This window comes from Blastococcus sp. SYSU DS0617 (assembly GCF_054051075.1).
In genome coordinates, this window is record NZ_JBJHAO010000003.1 from 66,596 (window position 1) to 78,476 (window position 11,881).

At 76.3% G+C, this 11,881-nt stretch carries 9 protein-coding genes; 2 read left to right on the top strand and 7 right to left on the bottom strand.

Annotated features, from left to right (window positions below; genetic code table 11):
• Positions 1-43: 43 nt before the first annotated feature.
• The 5 genes from ACI793_RS04945 to ACI793_RS04965 all read right to left on the bottom strand — a co-directional run bounded on the left by ACI793_RS04945 (position 44) and on the right by ACI793_RS04965 (position 6,534).
• Positions 44-775, bottom strand: a complete 732-nt coding sequence (locus ACI793_RS04945; protein ID WP_456605258.1) for an NYN domain-containing protein — start codon at positions 773-775, stop codon at positions 44-46.
• 113 nt (positions 776-888) lie between these two features.
• On the bottom strand, positions 889-2,997 hold the full coding sequence (locus ACI793_RS04950; RefSeq protein WP_456605259.1) for a putative bifunctional diguanylate cyclase/phosphodiesterase: 2,109 nt from the start codon (positions 2,995-2,997) through the stop codon (positions 889-891).
• Positions 2,998-3,122: 125 nt separating this feature from the next.
• A complete protein-coding gene (locus ACI793_RS04955; RefSeq protein WP_456605260.1) occupies positions 3,123-4,754 on the bottom strand; it encodes an acyl-CoA dehydrogenase family protein in 1,632 nt (543 codons plus the stop codon).
• A gap of 63 nt (positions 4,755-4,817) precedes the next feature.
• Complete coding sequence (locus ACI793_RS04960) at positions 4,818-5,207, bottom strand: SRPBCC family protein (protein ID WP_456605261.1); 390 nt, start codon at positions 5,205-5,207, stop codon at positions 4,818-4,820.
• Positions 5,208-5,250: 43 nt separating this feature from the next.
• The gene (locus ACI793_RS04965) at positions 5,251-6,534 is read right to left on the bottom strand and encodes a competence/damage-inducible protein A (RefSeq protein WP_456605262.1); all 1,284 of its coding nucleotides are present in this window, start codon (positions 6,532-6,534) and stop codon (positions 5,251-5,253) included.
• Positions 6,535-6,651: 117 nt separating this feature from the next.
• On the opposite strand from ACI793_RS04965, the gene ACI793_RS04970 reads away from it, so the two are divergent.
• Positions 6,652-7,365: a hypothetical protein gene (locus tag ACI793_RS04970; protein ID WP_456605263.1), complete on the top strand. Its 714-nt coding sequence runs from the start codon at positions 6,652-6,654 to the stop codon at positions 7,363-7,365.
• Between the two features lie 33 nt (positions 7,366-7,398).
• On the opposite strand, the gene ACI793_RS04975 is transcribed toward ACI793_RS04970, so the two are convergent.
• Both ACI793_RS04975 and ACI793_RS04980 read right to left on the bottom strand, forming a co-directional pair.
• Positions 7,399-8,964, bottom strand: a complete 1,566-nt coding sequence (locus tag ACI793_RS04975) for a protein kinase domain-containing protein (protein ID WP_456605264.1) — start codon at positions 8,962-8,964, stop codon at positions 7,399-7,401.
• Positions 8,965-9,031: 67 nt separating this feature from the next.
• A complete protein-coding gene (locus ACI793_RS04980; RefSeq protein ID WP_456605265.1) occupies positions 9,032-10,750 on the bottom strand; it encodes a protein kinase domain-containing protein in 1,719 nt (572 codons plus the stop codon).
• Positions 10,751-11,072: 322 nt separating this feature from the next.
• On the opposite strand from ACI793_RS04980, the gene ACI793_RS04985 reads away from it, so the two are divergent.
• The gene (locus ACI793_RS04985; RefSeq protein WP_456605266.1) at positions 11,073-11,867 is read left to right on the top strand and encodes an enoyl-CoA hydratase-related protein; all 795 of its coding nucleotides are present in this window, start codon (positions 11,073-11,075) and stop codon (positions 11,865-11,867) included.
• Positions 11,868-11,881 lie beyond the last annotated feature (14 nt).

An 11,881-nucleotide genomic window follows, 5' to 3' on the forward strand; every position in this document is an offset into this window, starting at 1 on the left:
CCGCGGTGGGGAACGGTAACCGCCGATGCGCAGGCGCGAGGCCTCAGGTGCGGCGTGCCGTGTAGGAGCTGACGAAGTCGCGCAGGCTGCGCGTCGGGCGCAGCCACGCACCGTCGGCGGGCAGCGCGTCCAGCCGCACCCGGTCCAGCGGTTCGACGAAGGCTCCGGGGACGTCCTCGATGTCGATGAACTCGAGCAGGTCGGAGCTGATGGCATAGCCGGCCACCTCGCTGAACGCGACGACGACCACCCGGGTGCCGGCGCGGACCAGGTCCTCCAGCGGCTCGGCGAAGTTCCGGCCGTCGCCGGAGAAGACCACCAGCCGGCGCAGCGTGTGGCTGTGCGCGCGCACCGCGATGTGGTCGAGCATGTCCTGGTCGATGTCGTCGTCGGGAGAAGTCTTGGGCCGGGCGAAGACGGCGTATCCGAAGCCGCGCAGCGCCTCCACCCAGCGCTGCAGCGTGCCCGGCACCGGCGGGATGTTGGCGAAGACGCACGCCTCCACCTCCGGCGCGTCATCGCCCGGCCGACCGCTCCCACCCGGCTCACCGGCGGCGGCCACGAACCAGGCGGCGATGGCGTCGAAGCGGGGGCGGGACGCCGCCGTGGGCCGGGCACCGATGACCGTCGACAGCGTCATGTCGATGTTCGGGGCATCCCAGATGAGCAGGTCCAGGGGTGGCCGCGGGCGGCCCCCGTCGGAGCCGGCGCCGTCGGCGGGCGACGACTCCCGGACGGCGTCGGAGGGGGCGGGGGCGGCAGGGCTGTCCAGCACGGGAGCAGTCTGCCCCGACCGGGCCCGGTCCGTCGTCGGCGGTGGGGGTGGGGACGTCCGGACGGCCGGTGGCCCGGCGGGTGACGTCGCCCGGCGGGTGATCCGGCGGACGCTCACGGAGCGCTGGGCACCGGCGTGCGCGCGGCCGCGATCGCGCAGGCGTCGCCCCCCGCCTCGTGCACCCGGCGGACCCAGTCCGGCAGGTCGTCGCCCGGCATGGGGTGTCCGAGCAGCCACCCCTGCACCATGTCGCAGCCCGCCTCGCGCACCATCCGCAGGTGCTCGACGGTCTCGACGCCCTCGGCCACCGAGCGGATGCCCAGCGTCCGCGTGAGCGCGACGATCGCGGCGAGGACGGCGCCACCCTCGCCACCGGTGACCTGCTCGGCGGCGATCAGCAGCGAGCGGTCGATCTTCAGGGTGCCGATGGGCAGGGAGAACAGCTGGGCCAGCGAGGACCAGCCGGTGCCGAAGTCGTCGATGGCGACGCGGACGCCGGCGCGGCGCAGCACGGAGAGCTGGTCCTCGGCGCGGGTCGGGTCCTCCGCGATGCTCGTCTCGGTCAGCTCGAGGACGAGCTGGTCGGGCGCCAGCCCGGACTCGCGCAGCGCCAGCCGGACGTCGCGGACCAGGGTCTCGGCCGAGAAGTGCCGGGCGCTGATGTTGACCGACATGCGCAGCGGCAGCCCCTCGGCCGCCCACGCGGCGGCCCGCCGGGTGGTCTCCCGCAGCAGCCACCGGGTGATCGGGATGATCTGGCCGGTCTCCTCGGCGACGGCCAGGAAGGTGTCCGGACCCAGGAGCCCGCGCTCGGGGTGCTGCCACCGGACGAGGGCCTCCACCCCCTCCACCGCGCCGGTGTCCAGCCGGACGACGGGTTGGTAGTACACGACCAGCTGGTCGATCGCCTCGTCCCGGAGCCGGGTGGCGACCTCCAGCCGCCAGCGGGCCGCCTCCCGCAACCCGGGCGAGAACAGCCGTACGCGGTCCCGTCCCATGCTCTTGGCCGCGAACATCGCCGCGTCGGCATCGCTGAGCAGCTGGTGGGGATCCCGCGCCTCGGGCTGGGCGACCGCCACGCCGACGCTCGCCGAGAGGGGCACGGAGATCCCGGAGGCAGGGAAGGGCCGGGTGAAGGTGCCCTGCAGCCGGAAGGCGAGGTCGGCGGCGTCCGAGGCGTGGCAGCCGTGGGCCAGGACGACGAACTGGTCGCTGCCCAGCCGGCCGACCGCGTCCCCGGGGCGCAGGGCACCGGCCAGCCGATGACCCACCTGCCGCAGGAGCTGGTCACCGATCCCATGGCCCAGCGAGTCGTTGATGGTCTTGAAACCGTCCAGGTCGAGCACGATCAGCGCGGCACCTGCGCCGTCGGCCCCCGGTCCGTCGGCGAGCGCCTCCGCCGTCAGGTCGAGCAGCGTGCCGCGGTTGGGCAGTCCGGTCAGGTCGTCGTGCCGGGCCCGCCAGGCGAGGGCCTGCTCGCCGCGCACCCGCTCGGTGATGTCGGTGTGGGTGACCACGAGCCGGGGGGACCGCTCCACCCGGGCCGCCTGCACCCGGAACCAGCCGGTCGTGGTCGGCGTCGACCGGGAGTACTCGTGCTCGAAGGTGGCCGGCACGGTCCCGGACGGCGCCTCGAGCACCCGGCGGATCCCGGCCGCGATCGTCTCGACGTCGGCGGGAGCGAGCCCGGGCCGGATCGCGGCCAGGTAGTCGCTCCCCACCACATCGGTCCACAGCACGGGCTCGGCCCGGATGTCCGTCCACGCCCGGTTCGCCGTGAGGATGCGCTGGTCCTGGTCCAGCAGCACCGTCGCCGACGGCAGCGCCTCGAGGACGGAGGTGAGCCGCCGCAGCTCCGCGTCACGCTCGGCGTCCGCGCGGTGGCGGGAGTCCACGTCCCGGAAGAACACGGAGATGCCGGGTGGGTCGGCGAAGATCCGGATCTCGAACCAGCGCCCCCGCGGCTCGTAGAAGTAGTCGAACTCGCGCGTCCGGCCGTCCGCCAGGACCTGCTGGTAGCGCTTCTCCGCGGAGGTGTTGACCGCGGCCGGGAACACGTCCCGCGCCCGGCGACCGAGCAGCTCGTCGGCGCGATGCTCCAGGAGCCGTTCGGCGGCGGCGTTCACGTACGTGAAGCGACCCTCGCCGTCCAGCCGGAAGACGGCGTCGGGGACCGCGGCCAGGTCCGGCCGGACCGGTCGCGACCCGTCGTCTTCAGCCACGCTCCCCGCTCCCCGTCCGCTGGCCCTCGGTCGTCCGCGTGCGCGGAGATCGTTCCACCGGATCGTCTCCGCCTTGCTGAGGAAAGCACGTCCACCGGCCCCCCGAGACTACTGCCCCGGGGCCCTCAGTCGGGCGTTCCGACCGCCGAGCGTCTGACCAGCGAAGCCACGTCGACGGACGCCGGGAGAGTGCCCAGCACGGCTCCCCAGTCGCCTCCCAGCCGGGAGGCGCAGAAGGCGTCGGCGACCGGCGCCGGCGCGTGCCGGAGGAGCAGCGAGCCCTGCAGGCACAGGGCGAGGAGACCGGCGATCCGGCGGGCCCGCAGCGGCAGCTGGTCCGGGTTCCCGAGCTCGGCGGCGAGACGCTTCACCGCGTCGTCGAACCGCGGATCCACGCCGCGGGCGAGCTCGATCTCGGCGGTGACGGCGGCCAGCGACTCCGAGGAGCGCCCCATGGCTCGCAGGACGTCCAGCGCGATGACGTTGCCCGACCCCTCCCAGATCGAGTTCAGCGGCGACTGCCGGTAGAGCCTCGGCAGGCCGGAGTCCTCGACGTAGCCGTTGCCGCCCAGCACCTCCATGGCCTCGGCGACCACCCCCGGCGTCCGCTTGCAGACCCAGAACTTGGCCGCGGCCCCCGCCAGCCGCAGGAATGCCGACTCGCCGGCGTCCACGGCCGCGGCCAGCCGGATGCCCAGCGCCGTCGCGGCCTCGCTCTCCACCGCGAGGTCGGCGAGCACGTTCTGCATGAGCGGCTGGTCGGCGAGCAGCGCCCCGAACGCCGCGCGGTGCCGGGCGTGATGGCCGGCCTGCGTCAGAGCGGCCCGCACCGTGGCCGCCGAGCCCAGGACGCAGTCCAGCCGCGTCATGTTGACCATCTCGATGATCGCGGGCACCCCGCGGCCCGGATCGCCCACCAGCCAGCCGGTCGTGCCGTCGAACTCGACCTCGCTCGAGGCGTTGGACCGGTCGCCGAGCTTGTCCTTGAGACGTTGCACGTGGAACACGTTGCGCGTGCCGTCGGGGAGCACCCGCGGCACCAGGAAGCAGGACACCCCCTCGTCGAGCTGGGCGAGCACGAGGAACAGGTCGCTCATCGGCGCGGAGGTGAACCACTTGTGCCCGGTCAGCAGGTAGGTGCCGTCGGGCTGCGGGACGGCGCGCGTGGTGTTGGCCCGGACGTCCGACCCGCCCTGCTTCTCGGTCATGCCCATGCCGGCGATCAGCCCGCGCTTGCCCGCCGGCTCGGTGAGCCCGAACTCGTACGCGGTGGCCGTCAGCCCCGGCTCGAAGCGGGCCGCCAGCGCCGGCGTGCGGCGCAGGGCGGGGACGACGGCATAGGTCATGGTCGTGGGGCAGCCGTGGCCCATCTCGACCTGCGTCCACCCGACGTAGCCGACGGCCCGCCGCACGTGGGCGTGCCCGTCGCCCTCGGCGGCTGCCCGCCAGGGCGTCCCGGCCAGGCCGTTCCCCACCGCCGTCCGCATGAGCTCGTGCCAGGCCGGGTGGAACTCGACCTCGTCGATCCGGTGGCCGTAGCGGTCGTGGGTCCGGAGGCGGGGCGGGTTCTCGTTGGCCAGCCGGCCCCACTCCTGCGCCTGCTCGCTGCCGGCCAGCCGGCCGAGGCCGGCGAGGGAGTCCAGCGTCGCCCGGTCAGCGTGCCGGAGGCACGCCTCGGCGAGGGCCGCGTCCCCCGCGATCGGATCGTGCCCGATCAGCGGCGGGACCTGGTTGGTGACCTCGTGGGTGGCGGGCATGACGGCACGGTAATCCAGCCGGGCACGCGGTCGCGGCCTCCCGATCCGCCCGCCGGTAGCGGGTCAGCCGCGTACGAGGCGGGCCAGGGCCAGGCGGGCGGCAGGGGCGTAGGCCAGGACGAGCGGAGCCGGCCCGGAGAGCCGCAGCCCGGTCGTCGTCCCACCGCCCGGTCCCTCGGCGACCCAGTGCAGCAGCCGCACGCGCAGCGGCCCGAGCGCCACCCGCCACGACCACCGCCGGGCGGCCTCGTCGACGTCCTCCACGGTGAAGTCCACGGCCAGCCCCAGAGGGCCGAGGACACGACCGGAGACGCCGGGGGCCAGCCGGTCCACCGGGAGCTCCACGCCGGTGATCTGCGGCGACCACCCCGGCCAGCGGGCCGGGACGGCGTACCGCTCCCAGACCTCGGCGGGGAGGGCGGTGCCGGTCGCGTGCAGGGTCAGGGTCGTCACCGCCGGGAGGTGCCCCGGCCGGCCGCGCCGGACACCTGCGCCCTCAGGCCGGCGGGCCCCCGAGCAGCAGCTCGCGCATCAGGTGCAGCGCCATCGTGACGGAGCGTTCCCGCACGGCCGTCCGCGAGCCCCGCAGCCGCAGGGCCCGGCTCAGCCGGGCGTCGGGCCCGGCGACGCACACGTGCACCGTGCCGACCGGCTTCTCGGGGGTTCCTCCGCCGGGACCGGCGACGCCGGTGATGCCGACCCCCACGTCCGCGCCGAACCGGGTCCGCGCGCCGTCGGCCATGGCGGCGGCGACCTCGGCGCTCACCGCACCGTGCCGGTCGAGCAGTTCTGCCGGCACGCCGAGCAGCGCCTGCTTGGCCCCGTTCGCATAGGCCGTCACCCCGCCGAGCAGGTAGCCCGAGGCCCCGGCGCGCGCGCTGAGCCGGCCGGCGAGCAGCCCACCGGTGCAGGACTCGGCCGTCGCGACCGTGAGACCCCGGCCGGACAGGGCATCGGCGACCACTGCGTCCAGGTCGGGCCCGGTGGAGAACACGGTGCTCCCGTGCCGCTCGGTGAGCACCTCCACCAGCCGGTCGTAGGCCTGCTGCGCGTCCGGGGCGAACCGGGTGACGATCTCCAGCTCCCCCTCGCGCAGGCAGGTGGTGATCTCCAGACCGGCGAGGTCGTCCCCGGCGTCCCGCAGGGTGGCGGCCAGCTGCGCCTCGAGCGTGCCCCACATCCGGACGGTCTCCTGGCGCAGCTCGGGGGCGCCGGTCAGCAGCGCGGCCACGGGAGCGCTGGCCACCGCGGCCGGCCACATGCCGCGCAACTCCCCCGGTGGACCCGGCAGGACGAGTACGACCGGCCCCGCACCCTCCTGCCCCGGCGGGACGACGAGCCCCGGGGCGGTGCCGACCGGCTCCAGGACGGTCGCGCCCTCGGGGACCCGCGCCTGCTTGCGGACGCCGGCGGCGGTGGACGCGGGGTCGGCCTGCCAGCCGCGCATCGCCATGAGCCGCTCCACGACGGCGGCGATGCGCTGCTCGAGCGCCGGGTCGACCGACGGCGGGCGCCCCTGGAACTCCGCCACCACGTCGGCGGTGAGGTCGTCGGCCGTGGGGCCGAGGCCGCCGGTGGTGACGACCAGCGGGACGCCGGTGCCGGTCAGGAACCCGAGAGCGGCGCGCAGGTCGGCGGGACGGTCGCCGACGACCACCACGTGGCCGACGTCGACGCCCAGCTCGCGCAGCCGCTCCGCCAGCCAGGGCCCGTTGGCGTCGGCGACCCGGCCGGTGAGGACTTCGGTCCCGGTGACGACGATGCCGGCGCGGATGCTCACCCGACCGACCCTAGGACGGCGGCTCCCGGCGTGCCCGGGCTCCCGCGCCGCTCCCACCCGGATACGGTGCCGGGACGAGGCCCGAGCGGCCGGCCGATCCACGCGGAGGAGGGTCCCGTGACGTCCCCGAGCGACCCTCGGCCCACCGAGCCCTCGGGCCAGTCGGCGCCGGGCACGCAGGAGATCCCGGTCGCGCCACCGGCCGCTCCCGCGCCGCAGCTGCCGCCGCATCCCGGGGCGACCACCCCCGCGCCGGTCCAGGCGACCGGCCAGGCGACCGGCCCGGTGGCCTTCGTCCCGGGCCGGCCGGGACCCCACCCACCGGCGCCGACGGCGGAGCGGTCAGGGGCGTCCGCGGCGGAGCCGACGTCGTCCGCACCCGGCGCCCCGGCGGCCTGGCCCGACTCGCTCGCGACCGGGCCGGTGCCCATGCCCGGGAACGCGGACGAGGCGCCGAGCGAACGGGTGCCGGCCGACCGCTCGTCCCTGCTCGCGCTGGGACTGGTCGTGGCGGCGCTGGCCCTGCTGGAGCTCGGTCTGAGCCTGCGGTTCGGTGGCGAGTCGTTCTGGTCGGACATCCCGCTGTGGTCGGCCTTCGCCACGGCCTGCACGGCGCTGGGTCTGGCGGGCTCCGCCTCGCTGCTCCCGGCCGGCCGGCGGCCCGGGGCGGGCACCGCCTGGCGGATCGCCGCGGGTGGGCTGGTGGGGCTCGCCGCGTTCTGGGTGCTCGTCGTGCTGCCCGTCGTCGCCAGCGACCGTGGGTTCCTGCTGACCGCAGCGCTGGCCTGCCTGGGCGCTGCCCTCTGGACGGGCCCGGCCCGGAAGGGCTGACCCCCGGACGGCCCGGCGGACCCGGGGCAGCGGTCAGCCGTTGCCGCGGCCCGCGTTCCCCCGGGCTGCTCCGTTGCCGCCTCCGTTGCCGTTGTTGTTGCCCGCGCCCGTGGGTGGTCCGCCGGGCCCCTGACCGTTCCCCTTCCCGTTCCCATTGCCGTTGCCGCCGGTGCTCGTCGGCGCCCGGGCCGGCTCCGTGGCCGGCGCCTCGTCCACCGGCCCGCCGACGGCGGCCGGAGGCGGCACCACGACCGGGTCGGGCGACCAACCGGGTGCGGGTGCCGGTGCCGGCGGTTCGCTGACGGTCGCGAGGTCGGGCGTGGCCAGGTCCGTGAGGACGGGATCGTCGTCGGCGGGGACGTCCGGCCGGCCGACGGCGACGGCGAGCGTGACGAGGGTTCCGCGCTCGACCGCACCGGTGGGGCCGATCGCGGTGACGGCACCGGCCACGTCGTCGGCGGTCGGGTCGGCGACCTGCTCCACGCCCAGGCCCAGCCGACCGAGCTCGGCCTCCACCTCGGCGGCCGGCCGGCCCAGGTACTCGGCGGCGACCAGCAGCACGGTGTCCGCGGCGTCGGTCGCGCCCGCTCCCGCTGCCGGGGGCACGGCGGGGTCGAGTGCCAGGCTGAGCGCCCCGACGCCGATGCCGGCGCCGACGACGAGCGCGGCCAGCGGTGCCAGCACGCGCGCCCGCCGCCGGACCCGACCGGTCAGCGGACCGGTCGGCAGCGGGCTGGTGTCGGGCGGCAGCGGCGGAAGCCGGCGTCCCGCGAGCACGTCGTCGATGGCGTCCCGGAACGCCGCGCCGTCGGGTAGCCGGCGGGCCGGGTCCTGGGCGATGGCGTGCCCGACGAGCACCCGCACCTGCTCCGGGACGTCGTCGGGCAGCGGCTCGGGGGTCTCCCGCAAGTGGCTCAGGGCGATCTGCACCGAGTTCTCGCCGTCGAAGGCGCGTCGTCCGGTCAGGCACTCGTAGCCGACCAGGCCGAGGGCGTAGACGTCGCTGCCCGGACCGGCGCGGCCCCCGGCGGCCTGCTCGGGGGACAGGTAGTGCGCGGTGCCCACGACCTGGCCCGTCTGGGTCAGCGGCGCGCTCGTGGCCGACACGGCGATGCCGAAGTCGGTGAGCTTCACCGAGCCGTCGGCGGCCACGAGGACGTTGCCCGGCTTGACGTCGCGGTGCACCAGACCGGCCGCGTGCGCCGCGGCCAGGGCGTCGGCGGCCTGCCGGAGGATGCCGAGGGTGCGCGGCGCGTCCAGCCGCTGCTCGCGCGCGAGCAGATCGGCCAGCGACTCGCCGTCGACCAGTTCCATGACCAGGAAGGCCAGCCGCTCGCCGGTGACCGGCTCCTCGAGCTCCCCGTAGTCGTAGAGGGCGGCGATGTGCCGGTGCGTGACCAGGGCGGCGTGCTGGGCCTCGGCCCGGAAGCGGGCCAGGAAGGTGGGGTCGCCGGTGAACTCGCTGCGGAGCACCTTCACCGCGACCGGCCGCGACAGCACCGTGTCGCGGGCGCGCCACACCTGCCCCTGGCCGCCGGTGGCGAGCAGGGTGCCCAGCTCGTAGCGGCCACCGAGGAGCCGCCGTCCGGGCTCTGCCACCGACCTCACCATCCGTTCCGTCGTCCCTCCGTCGTACCCGGCCCGCGCCGGGGCCGCGACCGCGGTCCTACTGACGAGGGACAGTCGACGACGGGGAGGTGCTCGTGGCGGTGGTCGTCGGCGTGGCCTTGGGGGACCTCGTGGCGGTGGTCGTCGGCGTGGCCTTGGGAGACGTCGAGGCGGGGGGCGTGGGCTCCGGCTCGGGTTCGGGCTCCGGCTCCGGCTCCGGCTCGGGCTCCGGCTCCGGCTCGGGCTCGGGCTCCGGCTCGGGCTCGGGCTCGTTCTCCGTCGGCGCGGGGTCGGCCGGGGTCACGGGCTCCGTCGTGGGCGCCGGGGCCGACGGGGAGGGCGTGCCCGCCTGGGGGGGCGGCTCGGGTGCGACGACGACCGGGCCCTCCTCGGCCGGGGCGACCGGCGGGGGGACGGCGTCCGTCACGGGAGCGCCCGTCGGACCGGATCCGCTGCCGGCGGTCTGCCGGGGGCGCGGCAGCGGCACGGCGTAGCGGACGACGACCACGGCGCCGGCGCGCAGCTGCCGACCGGTGGGGGACAGGCCGGTGACGCGGTCCCGCGGGACCGCGGCGGTGGGCTCCGCCTTGAGCTCGACCACCAGCCCGAGCGCGGACAGCTCGTCGGCGACCTCGTCCACCGGGCGGCCGACGTGATCGGCCTCGGAGAGCACCAGGCTCCGGCTGTCCCGCTCCTCGGCAGCCACCGCCGTGGACGCGGGGGGCCCGGCGGAGAAGGCCTGCAGGACACCGGCCGCGATGCCGGCCCCGGCGAGCAGGGCCAGCAGCGGCAGCAGGACCATCGCCAGCCGGCGCCCGCGGCGCGGCGCCGGCGGGCCGAGCACCGTGGACCCGGGGGACGGCGATGCGGCACCGCCGGGCGGGAGCGCCACGGCGGTGACGTCCTGGGTGGGCGGTGCCGGCACCGCGGCCGGTTCGCGGCCGGCGAGGAGGTCGTCGACGGCGGCACCGAAGGCCGCGCCGTCCGGGATGCGCGCGGCCGGGTCCTTGACCAGCGCCCGGGTGATGAGCGTCCGGACGCCGGGAGGCAGCCGGCCGGGCAACGGCTCCGGCTCCTGCTGCACCTGCTTCAGCGCGATGGTCACCGCGTTGTCGCCGTCGAAGGCCGGGTGGCCGGTGAGGCACTCGTAGCCGATCAGGCCCAGCGCGTAGACGTCGCTGGCCGGGGTCGCCAGCTTTCCCTCGGCCTGCTCGGGCGAGAGGTACTGGGGGGTGCCGATGACCTGGCCGGTGCGGGTGAGCGCGACGCTGCGGGCCGACCAGGCGATGCCGAAGTCGGTGATCTTCACGCTGCCGTCGTCCCGCACGAGGATGTTGCCGGGCTTGACGTCCCGGTGGACGAGGCCCGAGCGGTGCGCCTCGGCGAGGGCGAAGGCCGTCTGCTGCAGCAGGTGCAGCGTGGTCTCGGTACCCAGGGCGCCCTCGCGGGCCAGCAGGGCCGAGAGCGGCTCGCCCTCGACCAGCTCCATCACGAGGTAGGCCAGCGTCTCGCCGGTCCCGTCCTGCGCGGTCTGCTCGCCGTAGTCGAAGACCGCGGCCACGTGCGGATGGCTGAGGGAGGCCGCGTGCTGGGCCTCGGCCCGGAAGCGGGCCAGGAAGCTGGGGTCGCCGGTGTACTCGCTGCGCAGTACCTTCACCGCGACCGGACGGTGCAGGGCGAGGTCGAGACCCCGCCAGACCTGACCCATCCCGCCGGCGGCGATCATCCGGTGCAGTTCGTAGCGGTCGCCCAGGCACCGTCGTCCTGGTTCGACCACGGGGGCCACTCCTCGTCAACGTCACGCCGGCTGTGCACAGGGGAGGTCTGGGCGTTCCCCGCCCCCGGAGGTGTCCAGACCCGGCCGGGTCTACACATCGGAGGCGGGGTCCATGGTCGTCCCGCGGCCGGGTGCCGCTGTCGGCCGACGGGCGTGACGCCCCCCGCTCCTCCGCGCGCCCGGCGCGGCGACTGCGGTGCGTGTCCGCGGCGAGACCACCACGTGCGGCTGCTCGGGACCCGGCGCCCCGGGGAGACCCACAGCCCGTGGCAGGGTGGCGCCGAGGGGCGGCCGGCCCCGACCACCAGAGAGGCGGACGCCGATGCCCGAGACCGTGACCCGGGAGGACTCCGCCGGGGTCGCCACGCTGACCATGCTGCGGCCCGGGCTGTCCTCCGCCTCGCGACGGGAACTGCTCGGCCTCGTCCAGGACGTCGCCGTCGACGACTCCGTGCGGGCGGTGCTGCTCACCGGCACCGGCCGGGCGTTCTGCGTCGGGCAGGACCTCAACGAGTCCCGCGCGCGGCGGGAAGCCGCGGCGGAGCCGGCGGAGGACCCGGACCAGCCGCTGCCGGTGCTCGTCGAGGAGTACAACCCGCTGGTCCTGGCGCTCTCCGGGCTGCGGGTGCCGCTGGTCGTGGGCATGAACGGCGCCTGCGCGGGCGCCGGCCTGGGCCTGGCGCTGACCGGCGACCTCCGGGTGGCCGCAGCCGGCGCGAAGATCACCACGGCGTTCGCCGGGGTGGCGCTGTCCAGCGACTCCGGGGTGGCGTCGCGGCTGGTGCACTGCGTCGGCGGTGCCCGGGCCGCCGAACTGCTCCTGCTGCCCGAGCCGTTCCTGTCCGAGACCGCCCTGCAGTGGGGCCTCGTGCACCGCGTCGTCCCGCCCGAGCAGGTGCTGTCCGAGGCGTGGGCGCTGGCCGCACGGCTGGCGGCCGGCCCGACGGTCGCCTACCGGGCGATCAAGACGGTGTTGGCGACCGCGGCGACCGACTCGCTGGAGGAGACGCTCGCACTGGAGGCGCGGCTGCAGACGCGCGCCGGACAGGCGGCGGACCACCGCGAGGCGGTCGAGGCGTTCCTGGCCAAGCGGCCGCCGGTGTTCACCGGTCACTGAGCGGAGGCGATCAC

What these genes read in the sequence shown, in the direction of transcription:
- ACI793_RS04955 (WP_456605260.1), bottom strand. Translation starts at nt 4,754, where the DNA reads ATGCCCGCCACCCACGAGGTCACCAACCAGGTCCCGCCGCTGATCGGG.
- ACI793_RS04985 (WP_456605266.1), top strand. Translation starts at nt 11,073, where the DNA reads ATGCCCGAGACCGTGACCCGGGAGGACTCCGCCGGGGTCGCCACGCTG.